The organism is Corynebacterium sp. HMSC05C01, assembly GCF_001807155.1.
In the GTDB taxonomy this organism is placed as follows: domain Bacteria; phylum Actinomycetota; class Actinomycetes; order Mycobacteriales; family Mycobacteriaceae; genus Corynebacterium; species Corynebacterium coyleae.
The window spans coordinates 451-19164 of sequence record NZ_KV787947.1 but is presented as its reverse complement, the minus strand read 5'-3'; the positions used below and the strand labels follow the sequence as shown (position 1 = coordinate 19164).

Genomic DNA, 18714 nt, shown 5'->3' with positions numbered 1-18714 from the left:
CGGGCCGGAGTTTTTGTTATTCGGTTATTTGGACGCAGAGTCCGGGTCGATCACATCCTCTGGGTCTGCCGGGGTGTCGTGGTGGACGTCGATGTGGGCGTATTCGATCATCCACTCCGCAATCGCATCCTCCACCGTGGCACCCTTGTCCACTTCTTCCGCCATCTCCTCGAGACGGTCAGTGGACAGCACGCGGGTGATGAAGTTCAGGCGGTTGATCTCACCGTGATCGAACGTGCCTTTATGAAACACCGGAATGACGTTTTGCGGCAGCTCACTCTCTCCGCACGCTTGGGCGGGTGACGGGTCGACGGTGCGCATATCCCCCGGCATAGCGGCGACAGCGGCCCCATAGACCTCGTCGGTATAGGCGCCATCGGTCACATCGCCGCCCGCTAGCTCCTTGGCGGCCTTAGGGTCCGACTCTTCGAGCAGACGCCCAGTGCACGTGACGACGAAGTCAATCGGCTGCTCACGCAACACCTCAAGCGTCGGCGCGTCATCCAGCCCCGTCACTGAGGTCACGCTCGTCGGCCGGCCTTGGCCCTTAAGTACGCGGCTGTAGATCTCCCCAAGTACGACTTGTTCGTTGGAGGCGCCGTCGATGGCGATGGCGATATCGGCCTTCTCCGGCCGCGCCTGAGTGTAGATGTTGTCCTCCGACGCGCAACTAGAGAGCGCAACCGCGGCCGTGCACAGGGCTGCGGCTGCAACAAACTGGTGGTGTGCCTTCATGGTCGGTTACTCGCCGATGACGTTTTCAGAGGCGGGAGTGCGACCGCCTGCTTGTGCGATCATGTCGCGGGCCTGCGGTGCAGCATCCGGCTCGCACAGCACGTCGTAGCGGCCAGCCACGATCGTGGTTGCAGACGCGAAGTCGCGCTTGCCGCCGGTGAACGCGTAGGCCACAGCGGAGGCCACCGTGCCGAAGATCGCACCGATAACAACCGCCCACACGAACATGGTCAGGCCAGCACCCGGAACCGAGATGAGGGAAAGCAGCAGGCCGAAAAACAGGCCCATCCACAAACCCGACAGCGCGCCGGTGCCCAGCACCTTCGGCCATGTAAGCCGGCCGGTAATCTTTTCCACCTGCATCAAGTCCACACCAACGATGGAAAGCTTCTCTACAGGAAACTCCCTGTCGGACAGGTTGTCCACGGCGCGTTGCGCCTCGGCGTAGGTGGAAAAGCTGCCCACAGGCCAGCCGGTGGGCACCTCTGTGACACCAATACGCTTATTCAACGATGGGTTCATAGGTTCAGTCATGCTGGGTAGTCTATCGGGATTCCAAAATCCCCCAGGAACGGCCGTATAATCGCGTGGCAATGGCTACTGAACATCAGATTTTGGAAAGCGATGTCCACGAAGCGCTTTCGCGCGTTGATGACCCGGAGATCGGCAAACCGATCACGGAGCTCAACATGGTGGAATCGGTCACCATCGACGGCAACAATGTTGCGGTCGGTATTTATCTCACAATCGCAGGCTGTCCGATGCGCGACACCATCGAGTCAAATGTGCGCGCTGTAGTCGAGGAGCTCGACGGCGTGGGCGACGTGAGCGTCACTCTCCACACGATGAGCGACGAGCAGCGCCGTGCGCTTGCCCAGAAACTCCGCGGCGAGCAGACCGGCCCGGCGATCCCATTTGCGGATCCGGATACGCGCACGCGTGTTATCGCGGTGGCCTCCGGCAAGGGTGGTGTGGGTAAGTCCTCGATGACCGTGAACCTGGCCACCGCTATGGCCGCCCAGGGCCTGACGGTAGGCATTGTGGACGCCGACATCTACGGCCACTCGGTGCCGGGGTTGATGGGTTCTGAGGACCAGGGCCCCACGCTTGTCGACGAAATGATCATGCCTCCTATCGCCCACGGCGTGCGCCACATCTCGGTGGGGCAATTCGTGGAAGGCAACGCCCCTGTCGTGTGGCGTGGCCCGATGCTTACCCGTGCGATCCAGCAGTTCTTGGGCGACGTCTACTGGGGTGATCTGGACGTGCTGTTTATGGATTTGCCGCCGGGAACGGGTGATGTGGCGATCACCGTCGCACAGTTGGTGCCAAACGCGGAGCTGCTGATCATCACCACCCCGCAGGCTGCTGCAGCAGAGGTCGCGGAGCGCGCCGGCACGATCGCGCAGCAGACTGATCAGAAGATCGCCGGCGTGATCGAAAACATGTCGGGCATGACCATGCCGGACGGCACGGTACTCAACATCTTCGGCGAGGGCGGCGGCGAGCACGTCGCCGAGCGCCTGACCCAGCTGACCGATTCCGATGTGAAACTACTCGGCTCCGTGCCACTGGACCCGAAGCTGCGTGAACACGGCGATACTGGCACCCCGGTTGTCATCTCAGACCCAGATTCGCCGGCGGCCAAGGCGGTGCTTGAGATCGTCGACAAGCTAAAGGTGCGCCCGAACTCACTGGCAGGCAAGAGCCTGAACCCGCAGGTTAAATAACGTCCTCCCAGGAAAAGCCTTTGCGCTCCGGCTGCGAATCCCGCGGCTCGGGGCGCATTTGTTGTTGCGGCGGCGCCTGTGGTGGTGTCTTCGGCGCTGGAGGCTCGCTGGGGTCGTCGTCTTCGAACAACACCTTCGCCATCGCACGCTTCGGCCCCATCGCCGCATAGCGCGAGACAGTATCGATCGGCTTCTTAAACTCCTCGAACTCCCCCAGTTCACCATTGAGTTCCGCCTTGGCGTTGTTGATCGCTTTCTTGGCCGCATAGATCGCGGCGCGCACATCCTCGACGACAGAAGGCAGGCGTTCGGGCCCGATCACGATCAACCCGATGATCAGGATGAAGAAAATCTCGCCCCACCCGATGCTAGAAAACACCTAACTCACCTTACTCACGGTGCGTCAGCGAGCGAATCGCAGACTCCACTCGGCTCCGGATCCCCTTGGGGGTTTCGGGGGTGTCGGTCACGTCTTCGTCGCAAAGCATCGCCAGTCGCTCCACAAGCGACGCCGGGGCGTGCATGTCGGAGGAATTACACACCTGCAGACGCTGCGACGTCCCCCGCTGCGCCTGAACTTCCTCACAACACTCTCCGCACAACTGCAGGTGTCGCTCGGCGCGTAGCGTGGCCGCCTTGGACAACTCGCCGTCCACGTAGGCGGCAATCGCCTCCGGATTGAGATGATCGGTGGAGTTAAACCTAGTCACGGCGCCGACTCCTTCCCTACTACCGGGCGCGGATGAGTTCCTTCGCGGCGGCGCTGTGGAGGGCTTGTTTCTCCAACGACTCACGCATCTGCGCGCGACCGCGGTGGATACGCGATCGTACAGTACCCATCTTCACTCCGAGGGTTTGACCGATCTCCTCGTAGCTCATCCCCACCACATCACACAGGACCACGGCCACGCGGAACTCCGGCTTCAGATCGTCCAACGCCTGCTGCAACGCAGGGTCCAGGTTGGTCACGGAGTACGCATCTTCCGGGGTCATGTCGGTGCCGGGCATGCGCTCGTAATCCTCGGGCAGGGCCTCCATGCGGATCTTCGCGCGGCGACGCACCATGTCCAAAAACAGGTTGGTGGTGATGCGATGCAGCCAGCCTTCGAACGTTCCAGGCTGGTACTGCTTCACGTTGCGGAACACACGCATAAACGTCTCTTGTGTGAGATCCTCCGCGTCGTGCTGATTACCGGAGAGGCGAAATGCCAGGCGGTAGACACTGTCGGCATGTTCTTTCACCAGTTCAGACCAGGTCGGCATTGCTGCCTGGCCTGCGTCAAACGCTGCGGTACCGGTGAGTGGAACGTCAGTGCTCATGCGCAATAGTTTCGCAGACTCACTGCCCCAAAGCCAGCCAACCAGTTAACAGAATCCTGTGAACGCAACACGGCTATGATGTGGCGTGTGAGTGAGACCGCATTTACCCAGATGAACTCGTACCTCGCCGCCCGTTCCACCGAAGGCGGCCACCTTTCCAACCAGGTTGCGGAAGCTTTGCGCGCAGCGCGCGAGGACGCTGCCGAAAACGGCACCCCGGCACCCAGCCCGGTGGTTGGTGACCTGTTGACGGTGCTCGCGGCGGCAACCCCGAACGCATCTCAGGGTGCGGTTGCGGTGACCCCGGCCGCCGGTGTTGTGGGCTTGCACCTGCTCGCAGGCCTGCCGGAGAAGGCCACCATGACCTGCATCGAGCCGGAAGCCGCACTGCAGGCCGGCGCGAAGGAGGCGGTGCGCAACGCAGGGTTTAGCCCGTCGCGTGTGCGTTTCCTCACCGCACGTCCCCTCGAAGTAATGGGGCGCTTGGCTAACGACGCCTACCAGATCGTCTACGCAGACGTCTCCCCCGTCGAACTGCGCCCGCTCATCGAGGCCGCCTGGCCGTTGCTGGCCCCGGGCGGCACGTTGGTGCTTGCAGGTTCGCTTCTCGACGGCACCGTGGCCGACCCCACCCGCCGCGACCGCGAAACAGAGGCCGCCCGTGAGGCGGATGAGTTCGTCGATACGCTGACAGCCGAGCGCGGCGCCGCGGTGGCGCGTCTGCCGCTTGACGGCGGCCTGACGCTGATCACCAAAATCGGCTAAACAACTTCGCTCTTACCGACGACCACAACACCCCCGTCGGACACCGTGAAACGCTCGCGGTCGCGCTCCGTATTCACACCGACCGTCTCCCCATCGGAGACGTAAACGTTCTTGTCCAGGATGCAGTGGCGCACCACCGCGCCCTTGCCCACGCGCACACCCGGCATGAGCACAGAGCCCTCCACCGTCGCGCCTTCTTCGATGCGCACGTCGGTGGACAGCACCGAGTTACGCACCGTCGCACCGGAAATGATCGAGCCGGACGCCACAATGGACTCCTGCGCAATACCACCGAGGACGAACTTTGCCGGGGGCAGGTTGTCGTCGTCAGTCGCGTGGATCGGCCACGCCTTGTTGTACAGGTTGAACACCGGGTGCGAGGAAATCAGATCCATGTGGGCCTCGTAGAACGAATCAATCGTGCCCACATCACGCCAGTAACCCCGGTCGCGGTCCGTGGCACCCGGCACCCCGTTGTTGGAAAAGTCATACACGTTCGCCTCGCCCTGCGCGACGAAGTACGGGATGATGTCGCCGCCCATGTCGTGGCTGGAATCCTCGTTCTGCTCGTCCTCCAGCAACGCCTGGATTAGCGCCTCGGTAGAGAAGCAATAGTTGCCCATCGATGCGAACGTCATCTCCGGATCGTCCGGGGTACCCGGTGGGTCGGCCGGCTTTTCCAAAAACTCGGTGATCGTGCCGTCATCGTCGGCCTGGATGCAACCGAACGCGCTCGCCTCCGCACGCGGCACGCGAATGCCTGCCACGGTGGCGGCCTTGCCCGACGCAATGTGATCTTCGACCATCTGCGACGGATCCATCCGGTAGACGTGGTCCGCGCCAAAGACCAAGACGTAGTCAGGCATGTCGTCGTAAATGAGATTCAGCGACTGCACAATCGCATCCGCCGACCCGTTGTACCAACGCTTGCCGCGACGCTGCTGCGCCGGAACCGACGCGATGTACTGCTGCGTTGGCCCAGAAATGTTCCACGCCGTAGCCACATGGCGGTCCAGAGAGTGCGACTTGTACTGCGTCAACACCGCAATACGCATGTAGCCGGCGTTGACCAAATTCGACAACACAAAATCGATCAAACGGTAGTTGCCGCCGAACGGAACGGCGGGTTTGGCACGGTCAGCCGTCAGGGGAAACAGGCGCTTGCCTTCCCCGCCGGCCAGGACAATGGCGAGAACTCGAGGCTGGCTTTTCATAACCGCAAGGCTAATGCCAATTCCAGGCTCGTGCAGGGATTCCGCAACGTCAGTAGGCTCGGCGGACATGAAGGTAGGAATGCTCACGCGCGAATACCCGCCGGAGGTCTACGGCGGCGCCGGGGTGCACGTCACAGAACTCACGCGGTTCATGCGCGAATTCGCCGACGTCGACGTCCATTGCATGGGCGCCCCACGCGACGCCGCAGGTGTATACGTCCACGGCGTCGACCCCGCACTCGAGGGGGCCAATAGCGCGATCAAAACCCTGTCCACAGGCCTGCGCATGGCCGATGCCGCAGCCGGGCTCGACGTGGTGCACTCGCACACCTGGTACGCCGGCCTCGGCGGCCACCTCGCCGGGCTGCTCCACGAGATCCCCCACGTGGTCACCGCCCACTCACTCGAGCCGGACCGCCCGTGGAAGCGCGAACAACTCGGCGGCGGCTACAACGTGTCCTCCTGGTCGGAGAAAAACGCGATGGAAAACGCCGACGCGGTCATCGCCGTATCTGCCGGAATGAAAGATGCCATTTTGCGCGCCTACCCGCGTATCGACGACTCCCGCGTCCACGTCGTCCTCAACGGCATCGACCCCGCCAACTGGTACCCGGACACCGGCACCATCGCCGACGAACTCGGCATCGACACCACACGCCCAGTCGTCGCGTTTGTCGGGCGCATCACCCGCCAAAAAGGTGTCGCCCACCTGCTCAAAGCAGCACAGCTTTTCGACGACGACGTCCAGCTCATCCTCTGCGCCGGCGCCCCCGACACCGAGGAGATTGCTGCTGAGACGCGTGGGTTCGTCGAAAAGCTACAAGCGCAGCGTGACGGCGTGTTCTGGGTCCAAGACATGCTGCCCGCCGAAAAAGTACGACAGGTCTACACCATCGCCGACGTCTTCGTCTGCCCATCCGTCTACGAACCGCTGGGCATCGTGAACCTGGAGGCCATGGCGTGCGGCACCGCGGTGGTAGCCTCGCGCGTCGGCGGCATCCCCGAAGTCGTCGTCGACGGCGAAACCGGCGTGCTTGTGGACTACACGCCCGACGACACCACCGACTTCGAACAACGCCTCGCCGAGGCGGTCAACGCCGTCGCCGGCGACAAAGCACGCGCCACCGCCATGGGCAGCGCCGGACTCACCCGAGCCAAAGAATCCTTCTCCTGGCGCACAATCGCGAAACAAACCGTAGACATCTACAAGGGGTTGATCTGATGACGGACTACCGTCCCGAACTACACGTCACCGCAGAATGCGGCATTCTCGAAGGCCCAGCTGGCGTATTCCGCATCGGCAGCCGCGAGAACCGCCTGTGGCACATGTTCTACCAGTACCGCCCAACCCCCGACGCCCCGAGCCGCTGGGGCCACGAAGTCAGCGAAGACGACGCATTCAACTGGCTCGACTGCAACGACGTCATCGTCCCCACCGGCGACGAAACCAACATCCGTGCAGGGTCCGTCACCTCCGCGGGCGACGGCGTCAACCTGTACTTCTCCTCCGAAACCCCGGCAGGAAACACCATCCAGATCGCCCACGTTGCGCACGTGGACAGGCTTTACGACGACCTCGACGCCGAAGACGCTGACGCTGACGACACTGACGTCTCCGATGCCGCCGAGCGCACCGGCACCGCCGTCGACGACACCGCCGGCGACACCAACTTCCGCTCGCCTTGCGTCGTACCCGCCTGGGACACGGAAGCCGACCGCGACCAAGGCCACGACGGCTGGCTCATGCTCGCCGTGACCGGGCCTGTCACCGACCCCAAGCCGGTCGTCCTCACCTCCCCCGACGGCCGAGACTGGGAGCTGCAAGGCCCGCTCGAGTTCAATGGCGAGACGGGCATCACCCTCGATGCCTCCCTCGTTGCCCCACGCATCGTGCGCCTGCGCGACGAAGTCGACGGCGAAATCCGCGACGTCCTGTTCATCACCCTCGAACGCGACGGCAAAGACACCGCCGTCTACGCCGTGGGCCGGCTGCGGGGCAACGTCTTCGACATCACCACGCCGTTTACGCTTCTCGACTACGGCCACGACTTCACTCGCCCACGCAACACCAACTACCCGCTGGACGAAACCACTGCGGAAAACCGCTACGAGCGCGCCTACCTGCTCGGGTTCATGACCAACACCGACCGCGCCGGCGACCCCACCCTCGAACCCAACTGGGCCACCGAAGGCTGGGCCAACGCCCTCACCCTCCCGCGCCGCGCCACCCTGCAAGGTGGGCGTCTTTTCCAAGTGCCCGCACCAGGCCTGCCAGACGCCGTCAGCGCCACCGACCGCGCGCGCATGTGGGCCGGCCTGTGCGAAATCCCGGCCGGCTCCCAGGTCACCCTCGAGGTGCTCGACGGCAACAACGAACCTGCTGCGGTGATCACCCACGACGGCGAACACATCACCCTCGACCGCTTCGACGGCTCCCCCGCAACCGCACCGCTTCACGACGACGACGAAGACAACGTCACCGTCATCGTCGACGGCTGCACCCTCGAGGTCTACGCCGGCGGCGGCAGCGTTGTCATGTCGTCGCGCATCTGGCCCGAAGGCGGCTGCAACGGCATCCGCAGCCGCGCCACCGGCGAAGCATCCATCAGCGGCGAGTGGCGCCGCGGATACCCCGCCCGCTTCTAAGCCAGCCGGCGCGTGAGCCGGCACATGAGCTAGGCACAGCAAGAAGGCCCGCATCACGCGGGCCTTCTCCGTTTCTTTAGCGCGTCGTGAGCGAAGCGCCGGCGCGCTACTTCTTGCGCAGGCGGATCAGCTGGGCGCGGGCGGTGACCTCCATCTGCTCCGGGAGGTCCTCGAGTCGCGCGTGCAGCACGTCCTTATCCAGGTGACGCGCCGACGGGCTCATACCCACCTGCGCGGCGATCGCGTCACGGCCCAGGGTCATCGGGAACGAAATCAACTCCGGATCAGCCACCGGGGTCAGCCACTGCGCCGACTGCTCGATCAGTCGCGCCACCTTGCCGTCCTCCACCCCGAGGATGCCGAGCGGCTCGCGCAGCTCATCGAGGTGGCCTTGGTCGGCGACGAGGATGACGGCCTCGCCGTCGTCGCTAAGCACACGCGCAAACTCCGCAGGATTCCGCGGCGCGAACACCACGGTCACCACATCAACCGCTCCCGTGCGGATAGGCAGCTGCTCCCACACATCCGCCACAATCGCACCCAAACGCGGATGCGCCTTAGCCAAATGCTTCGCAGCAGGCACCGAAATATCCAACCCCACACCACGCGCGCCATCAATCAGGTCCAGCGTGTGCGCAAGGTAGTAGCCGGTTCCGGCGCCAGCCTCCAGAATTACCGGATCATGATCGCCTGCGGCATGCTCCACAACATCCGCCACACGATCCGACACCGCCTCCACAAACGGCGCGAAATGGCCATTCGACAGGAACGTTTCGCGGGAATTAATCATCTCCAGCGAATCGCCCTCATGATTCAGCCCGCGCCCCGACGCGAGCGTGACATAACCCTGCTTGGCTACGTCATAAGAATGCCCCGATTCGGAGACGAGACGACCAAAATCGTCCTCGCCCCGAAGCGGGGTCAGGTCTACCGGGTCCGCGAGTACATCCACGATCTCGTTGAGCATGTGGTGATACTACCGCGTTTGACCGGAACTACTCTCCAGCAGCCTCCGTGAGCAAGCGGCCAAGTTCGCCAGCCTCTTCCTTGCTCAGTTCAATGACGAGGCGTCCGCCACCGTCAGACGGGATACGCATGACGATCTTGCGCGACTCCTCCACCGCTTCCATCGGGCCACTACCGGTACGCGGCTTCATTGCTGCCATCGTCAACACTCCTTATTGCTTTGTTTCCGAAACGTGTTCTTCCGGAGATTCTACCCGTGTTTCCGGCGCAAGGTTGCCGCCCGCCAACTGTTCAATGAGCGCATCGACCTGATCCATGCGGTAACCGCGGTGCACAACCTCGAGCTGAATGTCGCCGAAGTTGCCTTCTTCCACCGCGCGGCGGTTGGCTTCCTTCACCTCTTCTGTTGGTGGCATGGGCGGCAGGGCCTCGCCGCGGCCGAAGACGGTGGCGAACAGTTTCAGGCCAATGATGCTCAGCAGTGCGAGCACCAGGATGAGGATGATCCAGGAAAGCATGCGGGTTAGTTTAGCTGTCGGCCCAGGCGGGGCGCTCGCTGACCTCGACGGGGAATTTTCCTGCGCGCGCGAGAATTGTCTTTGCGACGACATCAGCCATACCAGCAAGTTCATGCAGCGGCCTATTGCGGTGGGTACGGGGGCTCAGTTGCGCTTGCTGGATGGCTTTTGGGCCGTGGGCGCGGGCGACGTCGATGAGCAAGCCCGCTTCCACGCCGTAGCCTGCGACGAACGGCAGGGAAAGCGCGGTTGAGCGCCGGATGGCGTATTCGCCGGCGAGCGGCTGGTCCACGGCGATCTCCGGGAAGAGGGCGCGCAGGAGGGGTTTCGCGGTCAATTCGGTGACGCGACCCCCGGCGCCTTCGCGGGTGTAGGAGGCTTTGACGAGGTGGACGGTGTCGTCGATAAATGGCTCGGCGAGCGCGTCGACCCACCAGGGTTCGAGTGAGGTCACGTCGGCGTCGACGAAGACCACCACGTCGCCGCGTGCGGCTTTCACGCCGCGCCACAGCGCCTCGCCCTTGCCGGGCCAGGGTGTGCGTGGGTCGACGTCGCGCCAGTTCACCACGGTTGCCCCGGCTGCGGCGGCGCGCTCGGCGGTGCGGTCGGTGGAGTCTGAGTCGATGACGATGACTTCGTCCGCTGACGAAGCCACACACTTTTCGACGACCCCACCCACCGTCGCCTCCTCATCCAGCGCAGGAATCACCACACTGATTCGTACATCGGTGCGCATGCCGGCGAGCGTGTCGGCACTCACGCGAGCCCCCGCACGGTTGCCAGCGGTGCCGCGGTGCCCTGGATCGCCTCGATCATGCGGATGACGTCGATCGTCGCCTCGACCTCGTGGACGCGAAACGCCGCCACCCCGCGCGCGGCCGCCCACGCGGTTGCTGCGAGGGTGCCGGGAACGCGCTGGGTGATGTCGGCACCGTTGAGGCCACGCCCGACGGTCTCGCCCACGAAATCCTTGTTGGACAGGGCCATGAGGACGGGCCAGCCGGTGGCGACGATTTCGTCGATACGCCGCAGGATCTCCAGCCCGTGGTAGGTGTTTTTGCCGAAGTCGTGCGTGGGGTCAATGAAGATCGCCTCCTCCGGCACGCCGAGGGAGACGGCGCGCTCGGCCAAGGCGGTGGTTTCCGCAATCACGTCGGCGACCACGTCGTCGTAGTGCACCCGGTGCGGGCGCGTGCGCGGCGTGACCCCGCCGGTGTGCGAGCACACGTACCCCACGCGGCGAGCGCCTGCTACCTCAACCAACTCGGGGTCGAAGCCTGCCCACGTGTCGTTGATCAGGTCCGCGCCCGCTGCGATCGCCTCCTCAGCCACCGCGGCGCGCCAGGTATCCACGCTCACCGTCACGTCCGGGTGGCGCTCACGCACCCCGGCGATAAGCGGCACGACACGGTCAATCTCCTCGGCAACGGACACGTCGTCGCCCGGGCCTGCCTTCACGCCGCCGATGTCGATGATGCTGGCCCCGGCGGCAACGGCGTCGTCGACACGCAAAAGCGCCTTCTCAATCGCGAACGTCGCACCCTTGTCATAAAACGAGTCGGGGGTGCGGTTCACGATCGCCATGACCTCACTCATCACGCAGACGCTGATCCGTCATCACCTTGTGGGCCTCCACAATGTGCGCCACGGCCTCCTCCACGGAATCAGTCACCAGATACAACTTCTCATCCCCCGGCGAGATCAACCCACGGCCAAGCAACTGCTGCTCGATCCACTCAACCAGCCCAGACCAAAACTCCGTGCCCATGAGCACGATCGGGAAGTTGGTCACCTTGCCGGTCTGCACCATGCACAGCACCTCGAAGACCTCGTCCATCGTGCCGAAACCGCCGGGCAGCGAAATAAACGCCTGCGAGTACTTCAAAAACATCGTCTTGCGGGCGAAGAAGTACCGGAAATTCAGACCCAGATCCACCCAGTCGTTCAGGCCCTGCTCAAACGGCAACTCGATACCCAAACCAACCGACAAACCATCCGCGTTGTGAGCACCCCGGTTCGGCCCCTCCATCAAACCCGGCCCACCGCCGGTGATCACGGCGTAGCCCGCCTCCACCAGCGCGCGGCCGACCTCGTAGGACAACTGGTACTCAGGCGTGCCCTCGCCAAGACGTGCGGAGCCAAACACCGTCACAGCCTTCGGCAACTCCGACAACGCATCAAACCCAGCCACAAACTCCGACTGGATCCGCATCACACGCCACGGATCCTGGTGCTTCCAATACCCATCAGACTGCCCCATGGACTCCAACAAACGCTGATCATAGGTCGTGGCCTGCTCAGCCTCATTGCGCAGCGCCATCGGCCCACGCAACTTCCGGTCGCGGTCCGGGCGGGGGAAATTCAACGGAGCCATATCTCTTACTCGCTTTCAGCACTCAGGTAATCGAGCAACTGCGCCGCCACCTGACGAATCTCATCGACCGGGCACTGCTCGTCCTTCTTGTGGGCAAACCCCGGATCGCCAGGCCCGAAGTTCACCGCAGGAACACCCAGGCTAGAAAAGCGCGCCACATCCGTCCAGCCGAACTTCGCACGGAAGTTCCCGCCCACAGCCTTGACCAGCCCAGCCGCCACCGGGTCACCCAGGCCAGGCAACGCCCCCGGCGCGACATCGTCGTAAATGAGCTCGAGGCCCTCCTCCAGCGCGAGTGTCTCTTCCAGATGCGCCTTCGCGTCCTCGACGCTGCGATCCGGCGCGTAGCGGAAATTCACGATCAGTCGCGCGTGATCCGGGATCGTATTCGTCGCCACGAAGCCCTCCAGCCCGACGACGTTTAAACCCTCGCGGTACTCGCAGTCGTCGATAAGCACAGTGCGCGGCTCATACGCCGCGATACGGGTGAGCACGCCCGCAAGATCATGCGCCGCATTATGGCCAAGCCAAGAGCGCGCCGAATGCGCACGCGTGCCATGCGCATCCACAAACACGCGGATCGTACCCTGACAACCCGCCTCAATGATCGCACCCGACGGCTCACCCAACAACGCAATATCACCCTGCAGCAACTCCGGATGATCACGCTCAAGGTGGTACAAGCCATTGAACTCCTGCGCCACCTCCTCGCCCTCATAAGCGATCAGCGTCAAATCATGCGCCGCCTTCCCCGGCTGCGCCAACGTGGCAAACGCATGCAAATAACACGCCAACCCCGACTTCATATCCACTGAGCCACAGCCGTGCAAAATACCGTCCGCGAGCCGATGCGGCGTGTTATCAGCCAGCGGCACCGTATCAATATGGCCCGCCAACACCACCCGCGAATCCAACCCGAAATTCGTACGCGCCACCACGGTATTACCGAAGCGCTGCACCTCCGCATGCTCAAGGCCACGCAACGCAGCCTCAACGGCGTCCGCGATCGCCTCCTCATGGTGCGACGGCGACTCAATATCCACCAACGCAGCCGACAAAACAACAGGGTCCGCAAAAAGATCTAAGGAAGTCACACCGCGATCCTACGTTTACAATGACGGCCATGTCTTTGGGAGCACACGGCCTCGGAATCGCCAACATCGCCATAGACGGCACAGTGCTCGACACCTGGTACCCCAACCCCGAACTCACGCTTAACGACGACCACCCCACCACCACCCAACGCACCTCCGCCCACAACCTCTCCCCGGAGTTCCTGCGCCTCATCGGCGCCGACCGCGACCGCCTCGTCGAAACCGTGCCCGTCCGCACCACCATCGCCGACCTCGACGCCCCACCCATCGACGCCCACGACGTCTACCTCCGCCTCCACCTCCTCTCCCACCGCCTCGTCGAACCACTCACCATCAACCTCGACGGCGCCCTCGACCACCTCACCCCCGTCGCCTGGACCAACAAAGGCCCCTGCCTCCCCAACAACTTCGAAACCGTACGCACCAACCTCCGCGCCCGCGGCCCCATCCACGTCTACGGCATCGACCGCCTCCCCCGCATGGTCGACTACGTCGTCCCCACCGGCGTCACCATCACCGAAGCCGAACGCGTCCGCCTCGGCGCCCACCTCGCCGAAGGCACCACCGTCGTCCGCGAAGGCTACATCTCCTACAACGCCGGCACCCTCGGCCCCGCACGCATCGAAGGCACCATCTCCTCCGCAGTCGCCGTCGGCGCCAACACCACCCTCGCCCGCGGAACCGCCCTCATCGCCACCCCCACCAACAACAACGCCCTCGCCCGCCACCCCATGCGCATCGGCGCCAACTGCCACCTCCACCCCACCGCCAGCATCAACGGCATCACCCTCGGCAACAACTGCGACATCGGCGCCGGCATCACCCTCGAACCCCACACCCGAATCTTCGACCCCGCCACCGGAGAAGATTTTCCCGCGGGAAAACTCACCGGCCGCGACAACCTGCGCATCCAACACGAGCCCTACACCACCGCCCCCGTGCTGCGCCCCGCAGAAACCACGCGCACGTAACACACGCATATAAACCGGAAAAGAATGCACTTCACTGCATGTCGAGGTTTAAGGTGTTCGACATGTCAACCCCCGTTTCCCCCGTCGCCGATTCCACCGCGCTCGCACGCGGCCTGAAAACGCGCCACCTCACCATGATGGGCCTCGGCTCAGCCATCGGTGCCGGACTCTTCCTTGGCACCGGCGTTGGCATCGCAGCCGCAGGCCCCGCCGTCATCCTCGCCTACGTCGTCGCAGGCTTCATCACCGTGTGCTTCATGCAGATGCTCGCGGAAATGGTCGCCGCGCGCCCGTCGTCGGGCACGTTCTCCACCTACGCCGAGCAAGCCTTCGGCCGCTGGGCCGGCTTCGCCATCGGCTGGCTGTACTGGTTCATGATGATCATGATCATGGCCGTCGAAATCACCGGCGCGTCCGCGATCGTCGCCCAATGGTTCGCCATTTCCCCCTGGATCCCGGCGCTGATCGCCATTGGTTTTTTCACCGTGATCAATTTCGCCGCGGTGAAAAACTTCGGCGAGTTCGAATTCTGGTTCGCCCTGATCAAGGTCGTTGTGATCGTGGCGTTCCTGTGCATCGGTGTGGCCCTGTGGCTCGGTGTGCTGCCCACCGGCGGGTTCGTAGGCCTGTCGAATATCAGCGAGGTCGGCTTCATGCCCAACGGCTGGGCTGGCGTTGCCACCGCGTTGCTCGCGGTCGCCTTCGCGTTCGGCGGCATTGAACTGGTCACCGTCGCCGCCGCCGAATCCGAAAACCCCGAAGCCGGCGTCCACTCCGCGATCCGCTCCATCATCTGGCGCATCTCCATCTTCTACATCGGCTCCGTGCTGCTGATCGTCTTGCTGTTGCCTTTCGACGAAATCGGCGGCGCGGACTCCGCAGCCGACTCCCCGTTCACCGCAGTGCTCGAAATGGCAAACATCCCGGGCGCCGTCGGCATCATGGAGGCCGTCATCGTCGTCGCCCTGCTGTCCGCCTGCAACACGCAGATCTACGGTTCGTCGCGCTTCATGCAAAACCTTGCAGTGCGTGGCGACGCCCCCGAGATCTTCGCTAAAACCGACCCCCGCGGCGTGCCTGTCCGTGCCGTGATCGTGTCCGTATTCTTCGGCTTCGTCGCCGTTGCCCTGCAGTACTGGAACCCGCCCGGGCTGCTCGCCTTCCTCCTCAACGCAGTCGGTGGCTGCCTGATCGTGCTGTGGATCGTCGTCGCCCTGTCGTTCGTCCGCCTGCACCCGAAGCTCGAAGCAAGCGGCGAAATCACCGACGTACGTATGTGGGCCCCCAACGTCCTTCCCTGGGTCATGATCGCGCTCGCCGGCGGAGTCATCCTGCTCATGCTCGCCGACCCCGACGGGCGATTCCAAATGTTCGCCGTCGCCGTCGTTGTCGGTGTCGTTTCCCTCGCGGGAGTTTTGTGGACCCGCGCGACAGGAAAGCAACCGGCGAAGAAGAACGTGGCAGAGATTGAGGAGGTGCGGTAATGGGGTCGTCGACAAGCAATAGCGAGCTCGGCACCGGACTGAAGTCCCGCCACCTCACCCTCATGGGCCTCGGCACCGCCGTGGGTGCGGGCCTGTTCCTCGGCGTCGGCGTCGGCATTCGTGCCGCCGGCCCCGCGATTCTGGTCGCATACGCCATCGCCGGACTCATCGTCATCGCCGTGATGCGCATGCTCGGCGAAATGGCCGCCGCCCACCCATCATCGGGCTCATTCGCCACCTACGGACGCATGGCGTACGGCCACTGGGCAGGATTCCTCCTCGGCTGGCTGTATTACTTCCTGCTGATCATGGCGTGTGGTGCCGAACTCACCGGCGCCTCCGCCATGATGGCCTCCTGGTTCGACGTCCCCCAATGGGTGCCCGGGCTCATCGTCGTAGTTGTGCTCACCGCGGTGAACCTCGCGCAAGTGAAGGGCTTCGGCGAGTTCGAGTACTGGTTCGCCATGATCAAAATCGCGGTGATCGTCGGATTCCTCATCATCGGCGTTCTCCTTTGGCTGGGCGTGCTGCCCGCCAGCGGCTTCGTCGGCTTTGACAACGTGCGCGAATCCGGCTTCGCCCCCAATGGTGTCGCCGGCATCGCCGCAGGCCTCCTCGCCGTGGCATTCGCATTCGGCGGCATCGAAGTGGTCACCATCGCCGCCGCCGAATCCGAAGACCCCGCCGACAACGTCAAACGCGCCGTCAACTCCATCATCTGGCGCATCGCGATCTTCTACCTCGGCTCCGTCGCCGTGATCACCCTGCTACTGCCATACGCCACCATCGACGGCGCCGACTCCGCCGCCGACTCCCCCTTCACCGCCGTGCTCGAAATGGCAAACATCCCAGGCGCCGCAGCCTTCATGGAAGTCGTCATCGTGCTCGCACTACTCTCCGCATTCAACGCGCAGCTCTACGGCACCTCCCGCCTCGGCTACCAACAAGCGCTCGAAGGCGACGCACCAAAATGGATGGCGAAAACCAACGCCAACAACGTGCCCATGAACTCCGTGCTCGTCTCCGTAGTCTTCGCGTTTCTCGCCGTCGGCCTGCAATGGTGGAACCCGCCCGGAATGATCGACTTCATCATGTCCGCAACCGGCGGCTGCCTCATCGTCACCTGGATCATGATCACCTTAAGCTTCATCAAACTCCACCCACGCATCAGCGAATCCGCCGTCCGTGTCCACGGCGCCACCTGGGTGCCATGGGTCACGCTCGCCGCCCTCGTCGGTTTGACGGTGCTCATGCTTTTCGACGACGCCGCCCGCTCCCAAGTCATCTCCGTCACCATCCTCTCCCTCGCCCTGGTCGGCTTGTCGCTACTGACCAAGAAACGCGGTGTCGTAAGGTAGTCGCCATGACTACCCCCACGACTGCAATTGCACGCGGAATCGCGACCATCACCCACGACGGCACCGTTCTCGACGTCTGGTACCCCGCCCCCAAGGTTGACGAGGCGGTGACGGAAACAGGCACTCGTCGACTAGAAGAGCCAGATGCCCGCTTCGCCAACCTCGTCGGCCCCGACGAGGCCCGCGGCGTCGCACGCGTCGCAGTCGAAACCACCATCGCCGACTTAAGCGCACCGGCCATCGACGCATACGACGTCTACCTGCGCCTCCACCTACTGTCCCACCGCCTCATCCGCCCACACGGCGCCAACATGGACGGCATCTTCGGCCTCCTGTCCAACGTCGTCTGGACCAACTACGGCCCCTGCGCCGTCGCCGACTTCCAAATGACCCGCGCACGCCTCGCCGAAAACGGCCCCGTCGTCGTTTTCTCCGTGGACAAATTCCCACGCATGGTCGACTACGTTGTGCCGAGCGGCGTGCGCATCGGCGACGCCGACCGCATCCGCCTCGGCGCCCACCTCGCCGAAGGCACCACCGTGATGCACGAAGGCTTTGTGAACTTCAACGCCGGCACCCTCGGCGCATCCATGGTCGAAGGCCGCATCTCCGCAGGCGTTGTCGTCGGCGACGGCACCGACATCGGCGGCGGCGCCTCCATCATGGGCACCCTGTCCGGAGGCGGCAAAGAAGTCATCTCCCTCGGCGAACGCTGCCTCCTCGGCGCCAACGCCGGCGTGGGCATCTCGCTTGGCGACGACTGCATCGTCGAAGCCGGCCTCTACGTCACCGCCGGCACAAAGGTCGTCCTCACCGCACCCGTCGCCGAAGCCCTAGGCAAGGAAGCCGGCGCCGAAGTGAAGGCCCTCGAACTCTCCGGCGCCAACGGCCTGCAATTCCGCCGCAACTCCGTCACCGGCTCCGTCGAAGCCGTCCCTGCAAAGGGCATCGAACTCAACGAGGCCCTCCATGCCAACTAACCCCTGGTTCCCACCCGCCAACGACACTCTCACCGACGGCGAGTTGACGCTCCTGCCGTGGTCGCGCGTGAAAACCGTTCCGGGCGTGCGCGACGACCTGTTCGCTGCGTCGGTTGACCCGCGGATGGTTGAGTGGACGACGGTGCCGTCGCCGTACACCGTGGAGATGGCGGAGGCGTTCCTCGGCGATGCGGGTGATGGGTGTGTGCGGTGGGCGCTTGTCGTCGATGACCGGTACTGCGGCAGTATCGAGCTGCGCCCCGATGATTCCGGTGGTGCCGATTTTGGTTACAACACTGCCCCGTGGGCCCGCGGGCGTGGTCTGATGACTCGTGCCGTGCGCCTGGTGACCGATCACGCTTTCGCCGAGGGGGCTCCCCTGCTGATTATTCGGGCGCTGCCGGGCAATGCTGCTTCGCGCCATGTCGCGGAGGTCAACGGTTTCGTCTTTGCTGGCGAGCGTGATGAACACGTGGAGTATGTCAAGCATGCCGAATAGCCCGCTCGCTGGCGGGTTATTGGCTAGTTAAAGAGTTGTTGCATGGCTCCGGGCGGATGC

22 protein-coding genes are annotated in these 18714 nt (G+C 63.8%); 9 read left to right on the top strand and 13 right to left on the bottom strand.

Annotated elements, in window-relative coordinates; all coding sequences use genetic code 11:
• Positions 1 to 24: 24 nt before the first annotated feature.
• A complete protein-coding gene (locus tag HMPREF3145_RS03110; RefSeq protein ID WP_070421794.1) occupies positions 25 to 735 on the bottom strand; it encodes a type 2 periplasmic-binding domain-containing protein in 711 nt (236 codons plus the stop codon).
• A gap of 6 nt (positions 736 to 741) precedes the next feature.
• Positions 742 to 1269 (bottom strand): YflT domain-containing protein, encoded by a 528-nt coding sequence (locus HMPREF3145_RS03105; protein ID WP_070421793.1) that lies wholly within the window; start codon positions 1267 to 1269, stop codon positions 742 to 744.
• A gap of 59 nt (positions 1270 to 1328) precedes the next feature.
• On the opposite strand from HMPREF3145_RS03105, the gene HMPREF3145_RS03100 reads away from it, so the two are divergent.
• Positions 1329 to 2465 carry an Mrp/NBP35 family ATP-binding protein gene (locus HMPREF3145_RS03100; protein ID WP_070421792.1) on the top strand — a complete coding sequence of 379 codons (1137 nt, stop codon included), beginning with the start codon at positions 1329 to 1331 and terminating at the stop codon, positions 2463 to 2465.
• Here HMPREF3145_RS03100 and tatB read toward each other — a convergent pair.
• The 3 genes from tatB to sigE are packed head-to-tail and all read right to left on the bottom strand — an operon-like array spanning position 2458 to position 3785.
• Positions 2458 to 2844 carry a Sec-independent protein translocase protein TatB gene (tatB, locus tag HMPREF3145_RS03095; protein ID WP_070421791.1) on the bottom strand — a complete coding sequence of 129 codons (387 nt, stop codon included), beginning with the start codon at positions 2842 to 2844 and terminating at the stop codon, positions 2458 to 2460. The genes HMPREF3145_RS03100 and tatB overlap by 8 nt on opposite strands.
• A 10-nt stretch (positions 2845 to 2854) precedes the next feature.
• Positions 2855 to 3175 carry an anti-sigma factor family protein gene (locus tag HMPREF3145_RS12110; RefSeq protein ID WP_070421790.1) on the bottom strand — a complete coding sequence of 107 codons (321 nt, stop codon included), beginning with the start codon at positions 3173 to 3175 and terminating at the stop codon, positions 2855 to 2857.
• 19 nt (positions 3176 to 3194) lie between these two features.
• Positions 3195 to 3785 carry an RNA polymerase sigma factor SigE gene (sigE, locus tag HMPREF3145_RS03085; protein WP_070421789.1) on the bottom strand — a complete coding sequence of 197 codons (591 nt, stop codon included), beginning with the start codon at positions 3783 to 3785 and terminating at the stop codon, positions 3195 to 3197.
• 111 nt (positions 3786 to 3896) lie between these two features.
• Here sigE and HMPREF3145_RS03080 point away from each other — a divergent pair, with 111 nt between their 5' ends.
• The gene (locus tag HMPREF3145_RS03080) at positions 3897 to 4550 is read left to right on the top strand and encodes an O-methyltransferase (protein WP_070421859.1); all 654 of its coding nucleotides are present in this window, start codon (positions 3897 to 3899) and stop codon (positions 4548 to 4550) included.
• On the opposite strand, the gene glgC is transcribed toward HMPREF3145_RS03080, so the two are convergent.
• On the bottom strand, positions 4547 to 5764 hold the full coding sequence (gene glgC, locus HMPREF3145_RS03075) for a glucose-1-phosphate adenylyltransferase (RefSeq protein ID WP_070421858.1): 1218 nt from the start codon (positions 5762 to 5764) through the stop codon (positions 4547 to 4549). The two genes, HMPREF3145_RS03080 and glgC, sit on opposite strands and share 4 nt — an antisense overlap.
• Positions 5765 to 5831: 67 nt before the next feature.
• On the opposite strand from glgC, the gene glgA reads away from it, so the two are divergent.
• Both glgA and HMPREF3145_RS03065 read left to right on the top strand, forming a co-directional pair.
• A complete protein-coding gene (gene glgA / locus HMPREF3145_RS03070) occupies positions 5832 to 6986 on the top strand; it encodes a glycogen synthase (protein ID WP_070421788.1) in 1155 nt (384 codons plus the stop codon).
• On the top strand, positions 6986 to 8410 hold the full coding sequence (locus tag HMPREF3145_RS03065) for a GH32 C-terminal domain-containing protein (protein WP_070421787.1): 1425 nt from the start codon (positions 6986 to 6988) through the stop codon (positions 8408 to 8410). Before glgA ends, HMPREF3145_RS03065 begins: the two co-directional genes overlap by 1 nt.
• Before the next feature lie 106 nt (positions 8411 to 8516).
• On the opposite strand, the gene HMPREF3145_RS03060 is transcribed toward HMPREF3145_RS03065, so the two are convergent.
• The 7 genes from HMPREF3145_RS03060 to dapE are packed head-to-tail and all read right to left on the bottom strand — an operon-like array spanning position 8517 to position 13362.
• Complete coding sequence (locus HMPREF3145_RS03060) at positions 8517 to 9377, bottom strand: methyltransferase domain-containing protein (protein WP_070421786.1); 861 nt, start codon at positions 9375 to 9377, stop codon at positions 8517 to 8519.
• Positions 9378 to 9405: 28 nt separating this feature from the next.
• Positions 9406 to 9576: a DUF3117 domain-containing protein gene (locus tag HMPREF3145_RS03055; RefSeq protein ID WP_070421785.1), complete on the bottom strand. Its 171-nt coding sequence runs from the start codon at positions 9574 to 9576 to the stop codon at positions 9406 to 9408.
• A 12-nt stretch (positions 9577 to 9588) separates the two neighbouring features.
• Entirely contained in the window at positions 9589 to 9894 is a 306-nt protein-coding gene (locus HMPREF3145_RS03050; protein WP_070421784.1) for a hypothetical protein, read from the bottom strand.
• 10 nt (positions 9895 to 9904) lie between these two features.
• The gene (locus tag HMPREF3145_RS03045; RefSeq protein ID WP_256365571.1) at positions 9905 to 10654 is read right to left on the bottom strand and encodes a glucosyl-3-phosphoglycerate synthase; all 750 of its coding nucleotides are present in this window, start codon (positions 10652 to 10654) and stop codon (positions 9905 to 9907) included.
• The gene (gene folP, locus HMPREF3145_RS03040; RefSeq protein ID WP_246817482.1) at positions 10651 to 11490 is read right to left on the bottom strand and encodes a dihydropteroate synthase; all 840 of its coding nucleotides are present in this window, start codon (positions 11488 to 11490) and stop codon (positions 10651 to 10653) included. The genes HMPREF3145_RS03045 and folP overlap by 4 nt, the downstream gene beginning before the upstream one ends.
• A complete protein-coding gene (locus HMPREF3145_RS03035) occupies positions 11483 to 12268 on the bottom strand; it encodes an LOG family protein (protein WP_070421783.1) in 786 nt (261 codons plus the stop codon). Before HMPREF3145_RS03035 ends, folP begins: the two co-directional genes overlap by 8 nt.
• Before the next feature lie 5 nt (positions 12269 to 12273).
• Positions 12274 to 13362 carry a succinyl-diaminopimelate desuccinylase gene (dapE, locus tag HMPREF3145_RS03030; protein WP_070421782.1) on the bottom strand — a complete coding sequence of 363 codons (1089 nt, stop codon included), beginning with the start codon at positions 13360 to 13362 and terminating at the stop codon, positions 12274 to 12276.
• A gap of 29 nt (positions 13363 to 13391) precedes the next feature.
• Between dapE and HMPREF3145_RS03025 the strand changes: the two genes are divergently transcribed.
• The 5 genes from HMPREF3145_RS03025 (at position 13392) to HMPREF3145_RS03005 (ending at position 18654) form a co-directional block, all read left to right on the top strand.
• A complete protein-coding gene (locus HMPREF3145_RS03025; RefSeq protein ID WP_070421855.1) occupies positions 13392 to 14333 on the top strand; it encodes a 2,3,4,5-tetrahydropyridine-2,6-dicarboxylate N-succinyltransferase in 942 nt (313 codons plus the stop codon).
• A gap of 62 nt (positions 14334 to 14395) precedes the next feature.
• A complete protein-coding gene (locus HMPREF3145_RS03020; RefSeq protein ID WP_070421854.1) occupies positions 14396 to 15817 on the top strand; it encodes an amino acid permease in 1422 nt (473 codons plus the stop codon).
• Entirely contained in the window at positions 15817 to 17175 is a 1359-nt protein-coding gene (locus HMPREF3145_RS03015; RefSeq protein ID WP_070421781.1) for an amino acid permease, read from the top strand. Before HMPREF3145_RS03020 ends, HMPREF3145_RS03015 begins: the two co-directional genes overlap by 1 nt.
• A 5-nt stretch (positions 17176 to 17180) precedes the next feature.
• Complete coding sequence (gene dapD / locus HMPREF3145_RS03010; RefSeq protein ID WP_070421780.1) at positions 17181 to 18155, top strand: 2,3,4,5-tetrahydropyridine-2,6-dicarboxylate N-succinyltransferase; 975 nt, start codon at positions 17181 to 17183, stop codon at positions 18153 to 18155.
• Complete coding sequence (locus HMPREF3145_RS03005) at positions 18145 to 18654, top strand: GNAT family N-acetyltransferase (protein ID WP_083279359.1); 510 nt, start codon at positions 18145 to 18147, stop codon at positions 18652 to 18654. Before dapD ends, HMPREF3145_RS03005 begins: the two co-directional genes overlap by 11 nt.
• Positions 18655 to 18714 lie beyond the last annotated feature (60 nt).

What these genes read in the sequence shown, in the direction of transcription:
- HMPREF3145_RS03015 (WP_070421781.1), top strand. Translation starts at nt 15,817, where the DNA reads ATGGGGTCGTCGACAAGCAATAGCGAGCTCGGCACCGGACTGAAGTCC.
- HMPREF3145_RS03055 (WP_070421785.1), bottom strand. Translation starts at nt 9,576, where the DNA reads ATGGCAGCAATGAAGCCGCGTACCGGTAGTGGCCCGATGGAAGCGGTG.
- HMPREF3145_RS03025 (WP_070421855.1), top strand. Translation starts at nt 13,392, where the DNA reads ATGTCTTTGGGAGCACACGGCCTCGGAATCGCCAACATCGCCATAGAC.
- HMPREF3145_RS03105 (WP_070421793.1), bottom strand. Translation starts at nt 1,269, where the DNA reads ATGACTGAACCTATGAACCCATCGTTGAATAAGCGTATTGGTGTCACA.
- HMPREF3145_RS03035 (WP_070421783.1), bottom strand. Translation starts at nt 12,268, where the DNA reads ATGGCTCCGTTGAATTTCCCCCGCCCGGACCGCGACCGGAAGTTGCGT.
- sigE (WP_070421789.1), bottom strand. Translation starts at nt 3,785, where the DNA reads ATGAGCACTGACGTTCCACTCACCGGTACCGCAGCGTTTGACGCAGGC.
- glgA (WP_070421788.1), top strand. Translation starts at nt 5,832, where the DNA reads ATGAAGGTAGGAATGCTCACGCGCGAATACCCGCCGGAGGTCTACGGC.
- HMPREF3145_RS03080 (WP_070421859.1), top strand. Translation starts at nt 3,897, where the DNA reads ATGAACTCGTACCTCGCCGCCCGTTCCACCGAAGGCGGCCACCTTTCC.
- dapD (WP_070421780.1), top strand. Translation starts at nt 17,181, where the DNA reads ATGACTACCCCCACGACTGCAATTGCACGCGGAATCGCGACCATCACC.
- HMPREF3145_RS03020 (WP_070421854.1), top strand. Translation starts at nt 14,396, where the DNA reads ATGTCAACCCCCGTTTCCCCCGTCGCCGATTCCACCGCGCTCGCACGC.
- glgC (WP_070421858.1), bottom strand. Translation starts at nt 5,764, where the DNA reads ATGAAAAGCCAGCCTCGAGTTCTCGCCATTGTCCTGGCCGGCGGGGAA.
- HMPREF3145_RS03060 (WP_070421786.1), bottom strand. Translation starts at nt 9,377, where the DNA reads ATGCTCAACGAGATCGTGGATGTACTCGCGGACCCGGTAGACCTGACC.
- HMPREF3145_RS03110 (WP_070421794.1), bottom strand. Translation starts at nt 735, where the DNA reads ATGAAGGCACACCACCAGTTTGTTGCAGCCGCAGCCCTGTGCACGGCC.
- HMPREF3145_RS03050 (WP_070421784.1), bottom strand. Translation starts at nt 9,894, where the DNA reads ATGCTTTCCTGGATCATCCTCATCCTGGTGCTCGCACTGCTGAGCATC.
- HMPREF3145_RS03100 (WP_070421792.1), top strand. Translation starts at nt 1,329, where the DNA reads ATGGCTACTGAACATCAGATTTTGGAAAGCGATGTCCACGAAGCGCTT.
- HMPREF3145_RS03005 (WP_083279359.1), top strand. Translation starts at nt 18,145, where the DNA reads ATGCCAACTAACCCCTGGTTCCCACCCGCCAACGACACTCTCACCGAC.
- folP (WP_246817482.1), bottom strand. Translation starts at nt 11,490, where the DNA reads ATGAGTGAGGTCATGGCGATCGTGAACCGCACCCCCGACTCGTTTTAT.
- HMPREF3145_RS03065 (WP_070421787.1), top strand. Translation starts at nt 6,986, where the DNA reads ATGACGGACTACCGTCCCGAACTACACGTCACCGCAGAATGCGGCATT.